This is a genomic window from Streptomyces sp. NPDC020192 (assembly GCF_044388685.1).
Classification (GTDB): Bacteria; Actinomycetota; Actinomycetes; order Streptomycetales; family Streptomycetaceae; genus Streptomyces.
The window spans coordinates 349,124-366,524 of sequence record NZ_JBIRXG010000001.1 but is presented as its reverse complement, the minus strand read 5'-3'; the positions used below and the strand labels follow the sequence as shown (position 1 = coordinate 366,524).

Sequence of the window (17,401 nt, the reverse complement as noted above, 5' to 3'; positions counted from 1 at the left end):
GTTTGGTCGGCGGGTGCGAGGAGCTGGTGATGTCCAGTAGCCGTACGGGCCGTCCACCGGTTCAGCGCGCCGCGAGAAGGCCCGCGGCCTCCCGGGGGCCGCGCGAGAACCCCTTCCAACGGTTCTCCACGCGCGCGCGCAAGGCGTGGGACCGGCCGCTGACCGCCTACTACCTGATCGCCGGCGGGAGCCTGCTCATCATCGTGCTGGGCCTGGTGATGGTCTACTCGGCCTCCCAGATCACCGCGCTGCAGCTGTCGCTGCCGGGGTCGTACTTCTTCCGCAAGCAGTTCCTCGCCGCGTTCATCGGCGGTGTCCTGCTGCTCGCGGCCTCCCGCATGCCGGTGAAGCTGCACCGGGCGCTGGCCTATCCGATCCTCGCCGGTGCCGTCTTCCTGATGGTCCTGGTGCAGATCCCCGGGATAGGGCACGCGGTCAACGGCAACCAGAACTGGATCTCCCTCGGCGGCTCCTTCCAGATCCAGCCCAGCGAGTTCGGCAAGCTCGCCCTGGTGCTGTGGGGCGCGGACCTGATCGCCCGCAAGCAGGAGAAGAAGCTGCTGACCCAGTGGAAGCACATGCTGGTGCCGCTGGTGCCGGTCGCCTTCCTGCTGCTCGGGCTGATCATGCTCGGCGGCGACATGGGTACGACGATCATCCTGACGGCGATCCTGTTCGGGCTGCTGTGGCTCGCGGGGGCGCCGACGCGGCTGTTCTCCGGGGTGCTCGGCGTCGCCGTCGTACTCGCCGCCATCGCCATCGAGACCAGCCCGCACCGCCTCGCCCGCCTCAACTGCATCGCGGCCACCGACCCCGGTCCGGGTGACATGTGCTGGCAGGGCGCGCACGGCATCTACGCGCTCGCCTCCGGCGGACTCTTCGGTTCCGGACTCGGCGCGAGTGTGGAAAAATGGGGACAACTTCCGGAAGCCCACACCGACTTCATCTTCGCGGTCACCGGTGAGGAACTGGGCCTCGCGGGGACACTGTCGGTGCTCGCCCTGTTCGCGGCTCTAGGCTATGCGGGTATCCGCGTGGCCGGACGCACGGAGGACCCCTTCGTGAGGTACGCCGCGGGAGGCGTGACCACCTGGATCACCGCCCAGGCGGTGATCAACATGGGTGCGGTGCTCGGTCTGCTGCCGATCGCCGGGGTCCCCCTTCCGCTGTTCTCCTACGGAGGATCCGCTCTGCTGCCGACCATGTTCGCCATCGGGCTGCTGATCGCCTTCGCGCGCGACGAGCCCGCTGCGCGGGCGGCGCTTGCGATGCGGCAACCTCGCTTTGGTAGAAAGCGGGGAGCCGGGGGCTCCGGGTCCGGTCGGAGTCCCCGGAGATGGAACACGATGCGACGGCGTGCCTCGGTGGCGCGTCCGTCCGGAGAGCGGTGAATTTCGGTGCATGTCGTACTCGCCGGTGGGGGGACCGCCGGCCACATCGAGCCCGCGCTCGCCCTCGCGGACGCCCTGCGCAGGCAGGACCCGACCGTGGGGATCACGGCCCTGGGCACGGAGCGCGGCCTGGAGACCCGGCTCGTCCCGGAGCGCGGCTACGAGCTGGCGCTGATCCCGGCCGTGCCGCTGCCCCGCAAGCCCACACCCGAGCTGATCACCGTCCCGGGCCGGCTGCGCGGCACGATCAAGGCCGCCGAGCAGATCCTGGAGCGCACCAAGGCGGACGTCGTGGTCGGCTTCGGCGGTTATGTCGCGCTGCCCGGCTACCTGGCCGCCAAGCGGCTCGGCGTGCCCATCGTGATCCACGAGGCCAACGCCCGCCCGGGCCTGGCCAACAAGATCGGCTCGCGGTACGCGGCCCGGGTCGCCGTCTCCACCCCGGACAGCAAGCTGCGTGACGCGCGTTACATCGGCATCCCGCTGCGCCGCTCCATCGCCACCCTGGACCGGGCCGCCGCGCGCCCCGAGGCCCGCGCGATGTTCGGGCTCGACCCGAACCTGCCGACACTCCTCGTCACCGGCGGCTCGCAGGGCGCCCGGCGCCTCAACGAGGTCGTCCAGCAGGTCGCGCCCTGGCTCCAGCAGGCCGGCATCCAGATCCTGCACGCGGTCGGTCCGAAGAACGAACTGCCGCGGGTGCACCAGATGCCGGGAATGCCCCCCTACATCCCGGTAAGTTACCTGGACCGGATGGACCTCGCGTACGCCGCGGCCGACATGATGCTCTGCCGCGCGGGCGCGATGACCGTCGCCGAACTCTCCGCCGTCGGACTCCCGGCCGCCTACGTCCCGCTGCCCATCGGTAACGGCGAACAGCGGCTCAACGCCCAGCCGGTGGTCAAGGCCGGCGGCGGACTCCTCGTCGACGACGCGGAGCTGACACCCGAGTGGGTACAGCAGAACGTCCTGCCCGTGCTCGCCGATCCGCACCGGCTGTACGAGATGTCCCGCGCGGCAAGCGAGTTCGGCCGCCGGGATGCCGACGAGCTGCTCGTCGGCATGGTGTACGAGGCGATCGCCTCGCGCCGTTAGGACCGTATGACGAAAGGGCAGTGAGCGTGGCCGGACCGACGACCGCCGAGCGCGGGAAACGCCAGCAGGAGTCGTCCGGCCCGCCGCCCGCCCGGCGGTTCAGAAGACCACGCCTTCGTACGATCGTCATTCTGGCGGTCCTTCTGGCGCTCCTCGGGGCCGGTTCCGTCTGGGCGTTGTACGGCTCCACCTGGCTGCGCGTCGAGCATGTCTCGGTGTCGGGCACGCAGGTGCTGACCCCCGCCGAGGTGCGCGACGCGGCGGCCGTACCGGTGGGGGCGCCGATGATTTCCGTCGACACCGACGGCATCGAAGCCCGACTCCGCCGGAAATTGCCCCGAATTGACACGGTTGACGTGGTGCGTTCCTGGCCCCATGGAATCGGCCTGAAAGTGACCGAGCGCACTCCGGTTCTGCTGGTCCGAAACGGCAGGAACTTCATCGAAGTCGATAGCGAAGGTGTCCGTTTCGCCACGGTTTCGCAGGCGCCGAAAGGCGTTCCGGTGCTGGAATTGTCCGTATCCCGCACGGGTTCCGCAGCCGCGAGCCTCCGGCGCTTCGGCACCGACCGGCTGGTGCGCGAGGCGGTCGGCGTCGCCGGCGATCTGCCCGCCGCCGTCGCCCGGGACACCCGGACCGTCCAAGTCCGTTCATACGACGACATCTCGCTGGAGTTGGGCGGCGGCCGCACGGTGGCGTGGGGGAGCGGCGAGAGCGGCCGCGTCAAGGCGCGGACCCTCACAGCTCTCATGAAAGCAGCTCCCGGCGCGCGGCACTTCGACGTCAGTGTTCCCACCGCCCCTGCGTCATCGGGGAGTTGACGCACATCAGCGCAGGCCAGCACCCTGGTTGGGCACTGCTACGGCTGATCACATAGGGTGAAAAGAAAAACGGGAGGTTCGGCGTGTTCGTTGAACGGGCGCCACTTGTCGACTTAGTGTCCTGTTCAGAAGACTTCAGGGAACAGACACACTGGTAACCCTAAACTTCAGGGTTAGGGTTCGGGTCGGCGCTACGGACCGACCCATTCGGCATCTGTCGTCCCGTCGCGGGGCACCGCACGGCGACGTCAACGTAATTCGAGGCGAGAGGCCTTCGACGTGGCAGCACCGCAGAACTACCTCGCAGTCATCAAGGTCATCGGTGTCGGCGGCGGTGGTGTCAATGCCATCAACCGGATGATCGAGGTCGGTCTCAAGGGCGTCGAGTTCATCGCCATCAACACCGACGCGCAGGCGCTGTTGATGAGCGACGCCGACGTCAAGCTCGACGTCGGCCGCGAACTCACCCGCGGACTCGGCGCCGGCGCCAACCCGGCGGTCGGCCGCAAGGCCGCCGAGGACCACCGCGAGGAGATCGAGGAGGTCCTCAAGGGGGCCGACATGGTCTTCGTGACGGCCGGTGAAGGCGGCGGCACCGGCACCGGCGGCGCGCCCGTCGTGGCCAACATCGCGCGCTCGCTCGGCGCCCTCACCATCGGCGTGGTCACGCGCCCGTTCACCTTCGAGGGACGGCGCCGCGCGAACCAGGCCGAGGACGGCATCGCCGAGCTGCGCGAAGAGGTCGACACCCTCATCGTCATCCCCAACGACCGGCTGCTGTCCATCTCGGACCGCCAGGTCTCGGTCCTGGACGCCTTCAAGTCCGCCGACCAGGTCCTGCTCTCCGGTGTCCAGGGCATCACCGACCTCATCACCACCCCCGGTCTGATCAACCTGGACTTCGCCGACGTGAAGTCGGTCATGTCCGAGGCCGGTTCGGCCCTCATGGGCATCGGCTCGGCCCGCGGCGACGACCGCGCGGTGGCCGCGGCCGAGATGGCGATCTCCTCGCCGCTGCTGGAGGCGTCCATCGACGGCGCCCGGGGCGTGCTGCTCTCCATCTCCGGCGGCTCCGACCTCGGCCTGTTCGAGATCAACGAGGCCGCCCAGCTGGTCAGCGAGGCCGCCCACCCCGAGGCCAACATCATCTTCGGCGCGGTCATCGACGACGCACTCGGCGACGAGGTCCGGGTCACCGTGATCGCGGCCGGCTTCGACGGCGGCCAGCCGCCGGCCCGCCGGGACAACGTCCTCGGCTCGGCCTCGTCCTCGACGTCGACCCGCCGCGAGGAGCCCGCTCCGGTACGGCAGTCCGAGCCCAGCCGGCCGACCTTCGGCTCGCTCGGCAGCGTGACGCCGAAGGAGGAGCCGGAGCCGGCGCCCGAGCCGGTGGCCGACATCCCGGCCGTCCCGCCGCTGCCGGCGGCGCGGACCTACGCGGACAGCGCCGCCGAGGAGCTGGACGTCCCGGACTTCCTGAAGTGATAGGACAGCGCGAGAGCGTGAGCGGCGCGCACTTCGCCTTCACCGACCGGTGGGGCGGGGTGAGCGCCGCTCCGTATGAGGAGCTCAACCTCGGCGGCGCGGTCGGTGACGAGCCGGAGACCGTACGGGCCAACCGCGAGCTGGTGGCCAAGTCGCTCGGTCTGGACCCCGGCCTGGTGGTCTGGATGAACCAGGTGCACGGCAACGACGTGGTCGGGGTCGACGGACCGTGGAACGTCGAGCGGCCCCCGCAGTGCGACGGCATCGTGACGGGCACGCGCGGTGTCGCCCTCGCGGTCCTCACCGCCGACTGCGTACCGGTCCTGCTGGCCGACCCCGCCGCCGGGGTCGTCGCGGCTGCGCACGCGGGCCGCCCCGGCATGGTCAAGGGGGTCGTCCCCGCCGCCGTACGGGCCATGGTCGAACTCGGCGCCGAGCCGGACCGGATCGTCGCCCGCACCGGGCCGGCCGTGTGCGGCCGGTGCTACGAGGTGCCGGAGCCGATGCGCGCCGAGGTGGCCGCCGTCGAGCCGGCGGCGCACGCCGAGACGAGCTGGGGTACGCCGGCGGTCGACGTGAGCGCCGGAGTGCATGCGCAGCTCGACCGGCTCGGAGTGCGCGACCGGGCGCAGTCGCCGGTGTGCACGCTGGAGTCGGGGGACCACTTCTCGTACCGCCGTGACCGCACCACCGGGCGGCTCGCGGGCTATGTCTGGCTGGACTGATGGGGCATGACGGACCGTAAGACCGAACTCGCAGCAAATCTGGCGCAAGTGGAGCAGCGCATCACGGCCGCGTGCGTCGCGGCCGGGCGCGAGCGGGAGGAGGTGACCCTGATCGTGGTCACCAAGACCTACCCGGCGAGCGATGTGCGGATCCTGTCGGAACTCGGTGTGCGTCATGTCGCCGAGAACCGCGACCAGGACGCGGCCCCGAAGGCGGCCGCGTGTACGGATCTGCCTCTTAAGTGGCATTTTGTCGGTCAGTTGCAGACCAACAAGGTGCGTTCCGTGGTCGGTTACGCCGATGTCGTGCAGTCGGTCGACCGTTCCCGGCTCGTCACGGCTCTGTCGACGGAGGCGGTGCGGGCGGGGCGCGAGGTGGGCTGTCTGATCCAGGTCGCGCTCGACGCGGGCGTGAGCGGCCGGGGCGAGCGTGGAGGCGTCGGCCCGGGCGGAATCGAAGAGTTGGCCGCCCTCGTCGCGGACGCGCCCGGACTGCGGCTCGACGGGCTGATGACCGTCGCCCCGCTCACCGGGGAGTACGCGGGACGCGAACAGGCGGCGTTCGGGCGGCTCATGGATTTGTCGACTGACCTGCGCCGAGCCCATCCGGCTGCAACCATGGTGTCGGCAGGGATGAGTGCGGACCTCGAACAGGCCGTGGCGGCCGGGGCGACACATGTGCGCGTCGGCACCGCGGTACTCGGAGTCCGCCCCAGGCTCGGGTAACGTCGCCAGGAAGTCGGACCACAGCAGAAAATATGGTCAATGCCCGCGAAGGCGAGCACAACGACCGCGTGGATCGCGGGCACTTGGCAGTCGTCAGTCGATCCACCACAGAGCGGAGGACTCAGAGCATGGCCGGCGCGATGCGCAAGATGGCGGTCTACCTCGGCCTCGTGGAGGACGATGGGTACGACGGCCGCGGATTCGACCCTGACGACGACTTCGAGCCCGAGTTGGACCCGGAGCCCGAGCGGGACCACCGACGGCATGAATCGTCACATCAGCCGCACAGTGCACATCAGTCCCAAAGGGACGAAGAGGTGCGAATCGTCCAACCGCCCGCGCCTCGCGAGCCGGTGGCCCGTTCGACGTCACTCGCCGCGGAATCCGGACGTCCGGCGCGCATCGCGCCCGTGGCATCCATCACACAAGAACGTCAGTCCCTGGAGAAGAACGCACCGGTGATCATGCCCAAGGTCGTGTCGGAACGAGAGCCTTACCGGATCACCACGCTTCACCCGCGGACCTACAACGAGGCCCGTACCATCGGGGAACACTTCCGTGAGGGCACCCCGGTGATCATGAATCTGACTGAGATGGACGACACAGACGCGAAGCGACTTGTCGACTTTGCGGCCGGTTTGGTGTTTGGTCTTCACGGCAGCATCGAGCGGGTGACGCAGAAGGTGTTCCTGTTGTCTCCTGCTAACGTCGATGTCACGGCGGAGGACAAGGCCCGCATCGCAGAGGGCGGGTTCTTCAACCAGAGCTGAGACGTACAACAGGATCGACGTTCGGAAGAGCACGGAACAGGGGAGAGGGAAGCGCAGGCCATGAGCGTGTTCGCACAGGTGGTCCACATCGCGCTATTGCTGTTCCTTGCCGTGCTCATCTTCCGGCTCGTCATGGACTACGTGTTCCAGTTCGCCCGCTCGTGGCAACCCGGCAAGGCGATGGTGGTCGTACTGGAGGCCACCTACACTGTCACCGATCCACCGCTGAAGCTTCTGCGGCGGTTCATCCCGCCGCTGCGTCTCGGGGGCGTGGCGCTCGACCTGTCCTTCTTCGTACTGATGATCATCGTCTACATCCTCATCTCCATCACGGGGAGCTTCGTGTAATGAGGGTGGACGATACGGTCTTGCCGACTGCCGATGACTACGCTGAGGTGAAGAGATGCCGTTGACCCCCGAGGACGTGCGGAACAAGCAGTTCACGACCGTCCGCCTCCGAGAAGGCTATGACGAGGACGAGGTCGATGCCTTCCTCGACGAGGTCGAAGCCGAACTGACCCGTCTGCTCCGCGAGAACGAGGACCTGCGCGCCAAGCTGGCCGCGGCGACCCGTGCGGCCGCGCAGAACCAGCAGAACATGCGCAAGGGTCCGCCGGAGCAGGACCAGCAGCAGCATCCGCAGCAGCAGGGCATGCCTCAGCAGGGGATGCGAGGACCTGGCGCGCCGGTGCCCGCCGGCATATCGGGCCCGCCGCAGCAGCAGATGGGCGGCCCCATGGGTGGCCCGCCCCAGCTGCCGAGCGGTGCCCCGCAGCTGCCCGCCGGCCCCGGTGGCCAGGGCGGCCCGCAGGGTCCCGGCCCGATGGGCCAGGGTCCGATGGGTCAAGGCCCCATGGGTCAGGGCCAGATGGGTCAGGGCCCCATGGGTCAGGGCCAGATGGGTCAGGGCCCCATGGGTCAGGGCCAGATGGGTGGTCAGCCGCCCATGCAGCAGCAGATGGGCGGTCCGATGGGTGGCCCCATGGGCGGTCCGATGGGCGGCCCCGGTCAGGGCCCTGGTGGCGACAGCGCCGCCCGTGTCCTCTCGCTGGCCCAGCAGACCGCCGACCAGGCGATCGCCGAGGCCCGTTCCGAGGCCAACAAGATCGTCGGTGAGGCCCGCAGCCGCGCCGAGGGTCTGGAGCGTGACGCCCGTGCCAAGGCCGACGCCCTGGAGCGGGACGCGCAGGAGAAGCACCGCGTCGCGATGGGCTCCCTGGAGTCCGCCCGCGCCACGCTGGAGCGCAAGGTCGAGGACCTGCGCGGCTTCGAGCGCGAGTACCGCACGCGCCTGAAGTCGTACCTCGAGTCCCAGCTGCGCCAGCTGGAGACCCAGGCCGACGACTCCCTGGCTCCGCCGCGGACCCCGTCCGCCCCGTCGCTGCCGCCGTCCCCGGCGCCCTCCATGGCCCCGGCCGGCGCGAGCGCCCCGTCCTACGGCGGCAACCAGACGATGGGCGGCGCCCCCGCTCCGTCCGCCCCGTCCTACGGCGGCCAGCAGCAGATGACCCCGGCCATGACCCAGCCCATGGCTCCGGTCCGCCCGCAGGGCCCGTCCCCGATGGGCCAGGCACCCTCGCCGATGCGTGGGTTCCTGATCGACGAGGACGACAACTGAGCACCGGGCACGGTGAGTAGTACGCCGTAGGCGTCGGCAGCGTTCAAAGGGCGGGGCCCTGGACTTCGGTCCGGGGCCCCGCCCTTTTTACGCGGGTTGAGACACGAGTGCACTTGTCGGAAGGGCCCGGCCTCCAAGCCGGAGACCGGGCCCTTCTCAACGGGCTTTCGCTTACGCCTTGCGCAGCCGGAACGTCAGGGACAGACCCTCGTCCGTGAACGGCTCGCCGTACGTCTCGTCCGCCTCACCCTGGCCGAAGCCGGTCGCCAGGACCTCTTCCGCGATCAGTCCGGAGTGCTCGGTCAGGGCCGCGATCACCGCGGCATCCGTCGACACCCACCGCAGAGCGATCCGGTCGGCCACATCCAGCCCACTGTTCTTGCGGGCCTCCTGGATCAGCCGGATCGCGTCGCGGGCCAGGCCGGCCTGCCGCAGCTCCTCGGTGATCTCCAGGTCCAGCGCCACCGTGGCACCGGAGTCGGACGCCACCGACCAGCCCTCGCGCGGGGTCTCGGTGATGATCACCTCGTCCGGGGCCAGCGTGACCGTCTCGCCGTCGACGTCCACCGAGGCCGTCCCCGCACGCAGCGCCAGCGACAGCGCGGCGGCGTCGGCGTTCGCGATCGCCTTGGCCACGTCCTGCACCCGCTTGCCGAACCGCTTGCCCAGCGCCCGGAAGTTGGCCTTCGCGGTGGTGTCCACCAGTGAGCCGCCCACATCGGAGAGCGAGGCCAGCGAGGTGACGTTCAGCTCCTCCGTGATCTGGGTGTGCAGTTCCGGGTCCAGCGCCTCGAAGCCGGTCGCCGCGATCAGCGCGCGGGACAGCGGCTGACGCGTCTTGACGCCCGACTCCGCGCGCGTGGCACGGCCCAGCTCCACCAGCCGGCGGACCAGGACCATCTGCTTCGACAGCTCCGGGTCGATCGCGGACAGGTCCGCCTGCGGCCAGGCCGCCAGGTGCACGGACTCCGGGGCGCCCGGGGTCACCGGCACGATCAGGTCCTGCCACACCCGCTCGGTGATGAACGGGGTGATCGGCGCCATCAGCTTGGTGACGGTCTCCAGCACCTCGTGCAGCGTGCGCAGCGCTGCCTTGTCGCCCTGCCAGAACCGGCGGCGCGAGCGGCGCACGTACCAGTTGGACAGGTCGTCGACGAACGCGGACAGCAGCTTGCCGGCGCGCTGGGTGTCGTACGCCTCCATCGCCTGGGTCACCTGGTCGGTGAGGGCGTGCAGCTCGGACAGCAGCCAGCGGTCGATCAGCGGGCGCTCGGCCGGGGCCGGGTCCGCCGCGCTCGGTGCCCACTGCGACGTACGGGCGTACAGCGCCTGGAAGGCGACCGTGTTCCAGTACGTCAGCAGGGTCTTGCGGACGACCTCCTGGATGGTGCCGTGACCGACCCGGCGCGCCGCCCACGGGGAGCCGCCGGCCGCCATGAACCAGCGCACCGCGTCCGCGCCGTTGGCGTCCATCAGCGGGATCGGCTGCAGGATGTTGCCCAGGTGCTTGGACATCTTGCGGCCGTCCTCGGCCAGGATGTGGCCCAGGCAGACGACGTTTTCGTACGACGACTTGTCGAAGACGAGCGTGCCGACGGCCATCAGCGTGTAGAACCAGCCACGGGTCTGGTCGATCGCCTCGGAGATGAACTGCGCCGGGTACCGGCTCTCGAACAGCTCCTTGTTCTTGTACGGGTAGCCCCACTGCGCGAACGGCATCGAACCCGAGTCGTACCAGGCGTCGATGACCTCCGGCACGCGCGTGGCCGTCTTTCCGCAGCCCTCGTGCGGGCAGGCGAAGGTGACCTCGTCGATGTACGGCCGGTGCGGGTCCAGGTTCGACTGGTCGGTGCCGGACAGCTCGGTCAGCTCCGCGCGCGAGCCGACGCAGGTGAGGTGGCCGTCCTCGCAGCGCCAGACCGGCAGCGGGGTGCCCCAGTAGCGGTTGCGGGACAGCGCCCAGTCGATGTTGTTGTTCAGCCAGTCGCCGTACCGGCCATGCTTGACCGTGTCCGGGAACCAGTTGGTCTTCTCGTTCTCCTGGATGAGGCGGTCCTTGATCGCCGTCGTGCGGATGTACCAGGAGGGCTGCGCGTAGTACAGGAGCGCGGTGTGGCAGCGCCAGCAGTGCGGGTAGCTGTGCTCGTACGCGACGTGCCGGAAGAGCAGGCCGCGCTGCTGGAGGTCCTCGGTGAGCTTTTCGTCGGCCTTCTTGAAGAAGACACCGCCGACCAGCGGCACGTCCTCCTCGAAGGTGCCGTCCGGGCGGACCGGGTTCACGACGGGCAGACCGTAGGCGCGGCAGACCTTGAGGTCGTCCTCACCGAAGGCGGGGGACTGGTGGACCAGACCCGTACCGTCCTCGGTGGTGACGTAGTCGGCGTTGACCACGAAGTGGGCCGGCTCCGGGAACTCCACGAGCTCGAACGGACGTTGATACGTCCAGCGCTCCATCTCGGCGCCGGTGAAGGTCTGGCCCGTGCTCTCCCAGCCCTCGCCGAGCGCCTTGGCGACGAGCTGCTCGGCGACGACGAGCTTCTCCTCGCCGTTGGTCGCGACGACGTAGGTGACCTCCGGGTGCGCGGCGACCGCCGTGTTGGACACCAGGGTCCAGGGGGTCGTCGTCCACACCAGGAGCGCGGCCTCGCCGGCGAGCGGACCGGAGGTGAGCGGGAAACGGACGTAGACGGACGGGTCGACGACCGTCTCGTAGCCCTGCGCCAGCTCGTGGTCGGACAGGCCGGTGCCGCAGCGCGGGCACCAGGGGGCGACGCGGTGGTCCTGGACCAGCAGGCCCTTGTCGAAGATCTCCTTCAGCGACCACCAGACCGACTCGATGTACTCGGGGTCCATCGTGACGTACGCGTCGTTGAGGTCGACCCAGTAGCCCATGCGGGTCGTCAGCTCTTCGAACGCGTCGGTGTGGCGGAGCACGGACTCGCGGCACTTGGCGTTGAAGGCGGCGATGCCGTACGCCTCGATGTCCTGCTTGCCGGAGAAGCCCAGCTCCTTCTCGACGGTCAGCTCCACGGGCAGGCCGTGGCAGTCCCAACCGGCCTTGCGGGCCACGTGGTAGCCGCGCATGGTACGGAAGCGGGGGAAGACGTCCTTGAAGACACGCGCCTCGATGTGGTGGGCGCCGGGCATGCCGTTCGCGGTGGGCGGGCCCTCGTAGAACACCCACTCCGGGCGGCCCTCGGACTGCTCCAGGCTCTTGGCGAAGATCTTCTGCTCGCGCCAGAAGTCGAGCACGGCGTGCTCAAGAGCGGGCAGGTCGACCTGTGCGGGCACCTGGCGGTACGTCGGCGCTGTCATCTGCGAGCATCCTCCAACGGACTTGCTGTCTTCCGTCGGAGGGACGAGAGCCTTCGATCCTGTCTACGCCGTGTGCGGCGCGCTCCCGCGGTACCACCCTCCTTGGCCCTCCGGTGCGCCCTGTGCTCCGGTGAGCCCCCTCATTGGGGTCGCGAAGCCGGTTCTACTCGCCCTGGCCTGGTGGCTGCGGCTTTCTTCCGGCGGCTCCGGGGTGATCTTCACGTCGCGCTCGCCCCCGGGCTCACACCGTCCCCGGGTCGCTCTGGGCTGCGTACGCCGCTACTCGTCCCCATCCACGCTTCTCGCTCCGCCCAGTGTACGGCGCCGCGCGGACAGTGGCCGACCGGTTTTCCCCGCACCCGATTTCCGTGGGGCGGGGCCGTGCGGCTGGTGGCAGGGTGGGATGACCCGAATGGCGAGGGGACATGCGCGCGTGTCCGGCAGGGCTCGCCGGGGCGGATTACCCGGCGGGGAGCTGGGCACAACCGATGCAGGCCCGCTGCTCGGGGGGTGCGGGCGGGCGAATCGGGCGGTGTGCCCCGTTGCCGCGGGACTCAAGTCGATTTATCGTCCCAGCACGATTCGCGAGCAAGATCACAATATGTGAAGGGGCCGCGGCCATGGTGGCGAAAAAGACCGCCGTAGAGCAGCCGGCGACCGGCCGGGCCACAGGCGCGGCCGCCCAGAAGACGACTGCGAAGAAGACGGCCACCAAGAAGACGGCCGCGACGGGAACGGCTGCGAAGAAGCCGGCCGTGACGAAGACGGCCGCGAAGAAGGCCCCGGCCAAGAAGGCCGTCCAGGACACGGTGCCGGCCGGGAAGACGGCCGCGAAGAAGCCGGTGGCCCAGGTGGACGCCAAGAAGCCGGCGGCCAGGAAGACGGCGGCCGCGAAGGCCGTCGGGAACAAGGCGGTGGCGAAGGGGGTGGCGGTGGAGAAGGCGGCCGTCAAGGAGCCGGCGGCGAAGAAGGCCGGCGCCGGGAAGACGGCCGCCGCGGACGCCTCTGCGGAGGCGGCCGGCAAGAGCACGGCCAAGAAAGCGGGCGCGGCGCGGGCCGCGAAGCAGACGGGAGCCACGACAGTGGTTGCGAAGAAGACTCCTGGCACGGCCACGGCCGCACAGACCGCCGTTCCCAAGGCACGGATCGCCGCGGCGGACCCCGGCGAGCTGGCGGTGCGTCCCGGAGAGGACCCCTGGACCCCGGAAGAGGTCGCGGAGGCCCGTGCCGAGCTGCTGTCCGAGGTGGAGCGGCTGAGCACCGAGATCAGCTCCGCAGAGGCGTCCCTCGTGGGGCTGATGCGGGACTCCGGTGACGGCGCGGGCGACGACCAGGCCGACACCGGTGCCAAGAACATCACGCGCGAGCACGAGATGGCGCTGGCCGCCAACGCGCGCGAGACGCTGATCCAGACCGAGCGCGCCCTGGAACGGCTGGACGCGGGCACGTACGGCCTGTGCGAGAACTGCGGCAATCCCATCGGCAAGGCCCGGATGCAGGCCTTCCCGCGGGCCACCCTGTGCGTGGAGTGCAAGCAGAAGCAGGAACGTCGCTCCTGAGCGTGAGGGGCCGGGCGGGCGTGCCGTAGTCTCGTCCTCAGTCAGGCACCTAGGTTGAGGGACTCACGTGGCAGAGGCGGAGCGCGTCATCGGTACGCCGGACACCCCGGACGACAGCGGCGAGCAGCGGACCCCGGCGCAGCGGAACGGCCGCGGGCGCCGGATCGCCGTGCTGTTCGCGGTGGCCGCGTTCGCGTACGCCCTCGATCTGATCAGCAAGACGCTCGTGGTCGCCAGGCTGGAGGGCCGCGAGCCGATCAGGCTCGTCGGGGACCTGCTGGAGCTGCACGCCATCCGCAACCCCGGTGCCGCCTTCGGCTTCGGCGGCGCGTTCACGGTGATCTTCACGCTGATCGCCGCGGCGGTGATCGTGGTGATCATCCGCCTGGCCCGCAAGCTATACAGCTTCCCCTGGGCGGTCGCCCTCGGCCTGCTGCTCGGCGGCGCCCTCGGCAACCTGACCGACCGGATCTTCCGGTCGCCCGGGATCTTCGAGGGCCAGGTCGTGGACTTCATCGCGCCCAAGGGCTTCGCGGTGTTCAACCTCGCCGACTCGGCGATCGTGTGCGGCGGCATCCTGATCGTGCTGCTGTCCTTCCGCGGGCTGGACCCGGACGGCACGGTCCACAAGGACTGACGACTCGCGTCGGCGGGGAGTTATCCACAGGCACGTGCGGGGGCGTCCGGGCCGTCCGGCATACTCGACGGGTGAGCACGATTCCCGAGATCCGTACCCTGCCCGTGCCCGACGGTCTGGAGGGCGAGCGCGTCGACGCCGCCATCTCCCGCATGTTCGGCTTCTCCCGCACGAAGGCGGCCGAGCTGGCCGCGGCCGGCAAGGTCCAGGTCGACGGCGCGGTGGTCGGCAAGTCCGAGCGGGTGAGCGGCGGCGCCTGGCTCGAGGTCGAGATGCCGCAGGCGCCCTCGCCGGTGCAGGTGGTCGCCGAGCCCGTCGAGGGCATGGAGATCATCCACGACGACGAGGACGTGGTCGTGATCGTCAAGCCGGTCGGCGTGGCCGCGCACCCGTCGCCGGGCTGGAGCGGCCCCACCGTCATCGGCGGCCTCGCCGCCGCCGGCTACCGAATCTCCACCTCCGGCGCCGCCGAGCGCCAGGGCATCGTGCACCGCCTGGACGTCGGCACCTCGGGCCTGATGGTGGTCGCCAAGTCGGAGCGGGCGTACACCTCGCTCAAGCGCCAGTTCAAGGAGCGCACGGTCGACAAGCGCTACCACACGCTGGTCCAGGGCCACCCGGACCCGACGAGCGGCACGATCGACGCCCCGATCGGCCGCCACCCGAACCACGACTACAAGTGGGCGGTCACGGCCGACGGCAAGCCCTCCGTGACCCACTACGACCTCATCGAGGCGTTCCGCGCCGCCTCGCTGCTGGACGTGAAGCTGGAGACGGGCCGCACCCACCAGATCCGCGTCCACATGGCCGCCCACCGCCACCCCTGCGTCGGCGACCTCACCTACGGCGCCGACCCGACCCTCGCCAAGCGGCTGCGCCTGACCCGCCAGTGGCTGCACGCCGTGCGGCTCGGCTTCGAGCACCCCGCGGACGGGCAGTGGGTCGAGTTCGCGAGCGACTACCCCGAGGACCTGCAGGCGGCCCTCGACCAGGTCCGTGAGGAGACATACGCGTGAGCGCGACGCCGTACACCCTGCGGGTCGCCGAGGACCCCGCCGACCGCGAGGCCTGCTTCGCGGTCCGCAAGGAGGTCTTCGTCCGCGAGCAGGGCGTCGCCGAGGACATCGAGTACGACACCTACGACGCGGGAGCCGTGCATGTGCTGGCGGTCCGCGAGGACGGCGTGCCGCTCGGCACCGGCCGACTGCTGCACGGCGCGGCGGCCGTGGCGAAGACCGGCGCGGACGCCTCGGTGGGCTCCCTGGGGCGGCTCGCCGTCGCCCGGGCGGCGCGCGGACTCGGCGTCGGCGTGGCCCTGGTCCGGGCGATCGAGGACGCGGCACGCGCGCGTGGCCTCACCGCGGTCGACCTGCACGCGCAGACCCATGCGCTGGGCTTCTACGAGCGCCTCGGATACGCGGCGTACGGCCCGGAGTTCCCGGACGCCGGGATACCGCACCGGGCGATGCGCCGCACCCTGTAGGCCTCGAGCCGCGCCCGGCAGCGGCGCGCGCTCCCGGCGGGCGGATGGCAGGCTTGAGGTCTGACGTGTGATCGTCGACCCCCGGAGCGCCGGCCGTGGATCAGTTGGCCCTGCTGTTCATCCTGCTGCTCGGGGCCCTGGTGAGCGTTCCGGTGGGGGACCGGTTCGGGGTGCCGGCGCCGGTGCTGATGACGCTGTTCGGCGGGCTCCTCGCGGTGGCCGCCTTCGTGCCCAACGTGACCATTCCGCCCGAGCTGATCCTGCCCGGGCTGCTGCCACCGCTGCTCTATGCCGCCGTGCGCCGCACCTCCTGGCGGCAGTTCGCGGCCAACATCCGGCCGATCTTCCTGCTGGCCGTCGCCCTGGTCTTCGTGACGACGGTGTGCGTGGCGTTCGTCGCCAACGCGATCGTGCCCGGGCTGCCGATCGCCGCCGCCGTCGCCCTCGGCGCGCTGATCGCCCCGCCCGACCCGGTCGCCGCGACCAGCGTCGCCGGACAACTGGGGCTGCCGCGCCGCCTGGTGTCGATCCTGGAGGGCGAGGGGCTCTTCAACGACGTCACGGCCATCGTGCTGTACCACGTGGCGATCGCCGCGGCGGTGAGCGGCAGCTTCTCGGCGTGGCGGGCCGGCCTGGACTTCGTGCTGTCCGCCGTCGTCGCGGTGCTCGTGGGTCTGGTGCTCGGCTGGGGCGCCAACAGGCTGATGGACCTGCTGGGTGATCCGACCCTGCAGATCGGCATGACGCTGCTCGTGCCGTACGCCTCCTACGTGCTCGCGGAGAAGCTGCACGGCTCCGGGGTGCTCGCGGTGCTCACCACGGCGCTCTTCCTCGCCGAGTACGCCACCGACGCCGACGACGTGATGACCCGGCTGGCCGGGCACACCTTCTGGGACATCATCGACACCCTCGTCACGGGGGTCGCCTTCGGGCTCATCGGTCTGGAGCTGCACAACGCCATCCGCACGGCCCAGGGCCGCTGGGGTGAGCTGCTCGGCTGGGCCGCCGCCGTCGTGGGCGTGGTGATCGTCGTCCGGCTGCTGTGGCTGCTGCCCGCGACCTGGCTGACCAAGCGGCTGCACGCGCGGCGGGACTACGACGAGGAGATCCCGGTCAGCTGGCGGGAGACCGTCGTGATGTGGTGGTCCGGAATGCGCGGGGTGGCCTCGGTGGCGCTGGCGCTGGCCGTCCCGCTGAAGACCGACGACGGCTCCCCCTTCCCGGACCGGGACGAGATCATCTTCATCGCCTTCGGGGTCATCATCGTCACGCTGGTGCTCCAGGGGCTCACCCTGCCGTGGCTGGTGAAGCGGCTCGGGGTGCGGGCCGACTCCGAGCGGGAGAAGGAGTTCGAGAAGGAGCTGGCGGTGCGCGCGGCGAAGGCGGCGAAGAGCAGGCTTCGGGAGATCGAGCAGGTGGAGGACCTGCCCGAGGACCTGGCGGAGCAGATGCTGCGGCGCGCCTTCGACATCGGCATCCGGATCAGCCCGGACATGGGCGAGGAGGAGCGGCGGGAGGCGCAGCACCAGCGGGCCAAGCGGCTCAGACGCGTCCGGCGCATCCAGAACGAGATGATGAGCGCGGCCCGGCACGAGGTGCTGGCGGCGCGCAGCGAGCCGGGGGCGGATCCGGAGATCGTGGACCGGGTGCTGCGGCATCTGGACGTACGGAGCCTGCGGTGAGCGGGCGCCGGTGCTGACGTGCGGGGGCGGGCTGATCGTCGTACGAATGTGTGGTGCCTGTGGAAAACTCCCGCACCGTTCGGCGGTCCGTGCC

At 70.3% G+C, this 17,401-nt stretch carries 15 protein-coding genes; 14 read left to right on the top strand and 1 reads right to left on the bottom strand.

Going from position 1 to position 17,401, the window contains the following annotated elements:
- Positions 1–29: 29 nt before the first annotated feature.
- The 9 genes from ftsW to ACH47Z_RS01690 all read left to right on the top strand — a co-directional run bounded on the left by ftsW (position 30) and on the right by ACH47Z_RS01690 (position 8,631).
- Positions 30–1,391 (top strand): putative lipid II flippase FtsW, encoded by a 1,362-nt coding sequence (gene ftsW / locus ACH47Z_RS01730; protein WP_399069377.1) that lies wholly within the window; start codon positions 30–32, stop codon positions 1,389–1,391.
- A gap of 6 nt (positions 1,392–1,397) precedes the next feature.
- Positions 1,398–2,486: an undecaprenyldiphospho-muramoylpentapeptide beta-N-acetylglucosaminyltransferase gene (gene murG, locus ACH47Z_RS01725; protein ID WP_399069374.1), complete on the top strand. Its 1,089-nt coding sequence runs from the start codon at positions 1,398–1,400 to the stop codon at positions 2,484–2,486.
- 26 nt (positions 2,487–2,512) lie between these two features.
- Positions 2,513–3,307, top strand: a complete 795-nt coding sequence (locus tag ACH47Z_RS01720; RefSeq protein ID WP_399069372.1) for a cell division protein FtsQ/DivIB — start codon at positions 2,513–2,515, stop codon at positions 3,305–3,307.
- A gap of 279 nt (positions 3,308–3,586) precedes the next feature.
- Positions 3,587–4,792, top strand: a complete 1,206-nt coding sequence (ftsZ, locus tag ACH47Z_RS01715; RefSeq protein WP_399069370.1) for a cell division protein FtsZ — start codon at positions 3,587–3,589, stop codon at positions 4,790–4,792.
- Positions 4,789–5,517 (top strand): peptidoglycan editing factor PgeF, encoded by a 729-nt coding sequence (gene pgeF / locus ACH47Z_RS01710; protein ID WP_399069368.1) that lies wholly within the window; start codon positions 4,789–4,791, stop codon positions 5,515–5,517. The genes ftsZ and pgeF overlap by 4 nt, the downstream gene beginning before the upstream one ends.
- Positions 5,518–5,523: 6 nt before the next feature.
- Positions 5,524–6,243, top strand: a complete 720-nt coding sequence (locus tag ACH47Z_RS01705; protein WP_399069366.1) for a YggS family pyridoxal phosphate-dependent enzyme — start codon at positions 5,524–5,526, stop codon at positions 6,241–6,243.
- 128 nt (positions 6,244–6,371) lie between these two features.
- Complete coding sequence (locus tag ACH47Z_RS01700; protein ID WP_361251709.1) at positions 6,372–7,013, top strand: cell division protein SepF; 642 nt, start codon at positions 6,372–6,374, stop codon at positions 7,011–7,013.
- 60 nt (positions 7,014–7,073) lie between these two features.
- Positions 7,074–7,361 carry a YggT family protein gene (locus ACH47Z_RS01695; RefSeq protein ID WP_225096692.1) on the top strand — a complete coding sequence of 96 codons (288 nt, stop codon included), beginning with the start codon at positions 7,074–7,076 and terminating at the stop codon, positions 7,359–7,361.
- 55 nt (positions 7,362–7,416) lie between these two features.
- Positions 7,417–8,631: a DivIVA domain-containing protein gene (locus ACH47Z_RS01690; protein ID WP_399069363.1), complete on the top strand. Its 1,215-nt coding sequence runs from the start codon at positions 7,417–7,419 to the stop codon at positions 8,629–8,631.
- A gap of 171 nt (positions 8,632–8,802) precedes the next feature.
- On the opposite strand, the gene ileS is transcribed toward ACH47Z_RS01690, so the two are convergent.
- The gene (gene ileS / locus ACH47Z_RS01685) at positions 8,803–11,946 is read right to left on the bottom strand and encodes an isoleucine--tRNA ligase (RefSeq protein WP_399069361.1); all 3,144 of its coding nucleotides are present in this window, start codon (positions 11,944–11,946) and stop codon (positions 8,803–8,805) included.
- Positions 11,947–12,488: 542 nt separating this feature from the next.
- Between ileS and ACH47Z_RS01680 the strand changes: the two genes are divergently transcribed.
- From ACH47Z_RS01680 to ACH47Z_RS01660, 5 genes are all read left to right on the top strand, one after another.
- On the top strand, positions 12,489–13,505 hold the full coding sequence (locus ACH47Z_RS01680; protein WP_399069358.1) for a TraR/DksA family transcriptional regulator: 1,017 nt from the start codon (positions 12,489–12,491) through the stop codon (positions 13,503–13,505).
- Positions 13,506–13,572: 67 nt separating this feature from the next.
- Positions 13,573–14,142: a signal peptidase II gene (gene lspA / locus ACH47Z_RS01675; RefSeq protein ID WP_399069355.1), complete on the top strand. Its 570-nt coding sequence runs from the start codon at positions 13,573–13,575 to the stop codon at positions 14,140–14,142.
- Positions 14,143–14,213: 71 nt separating this feature from the next.
- Positions 14,214–15,158 (top strand): RluA family pseudouridine synthase, encoded by a 945-nt coding sequence (locus ACH47Z_RS01670; protein WP_399069353.1) that lies wholly within the window; start codon positions 14,214–14,216, stop codon positions 15,156–15,158.
- Positions 15,155–15,625 (top strand): GNAT family N-acetyltransferase, encoded by a 471-nt coding sequence (locus ACH47Z_RS01665; RefSeq protein ID WP_399069350.1) that lies wholly within the window; start codon positions 15,155–15,157, stop codon positions 15,623–15,625. The genes ACH47Z_RS01670 and ACH47Z_RS01665 overlap by 4 nt, the downstream gene beginning before the upstream one ends.
- 95 nt (positions 15,626–15,720) lie before the next feature.
- A complete protein-coding gene (locus tag ACH47Z_RS01660; RefSeq protein ID WP_399069348.1) occupies positions 15,721–17,307 on the top strand; it encodes a Na+/H+ antiporter in 1,587 nt (528 codons plus the stop codon).
- Positions 17,308–17,401: the final 94 nt, after the last annotated feature.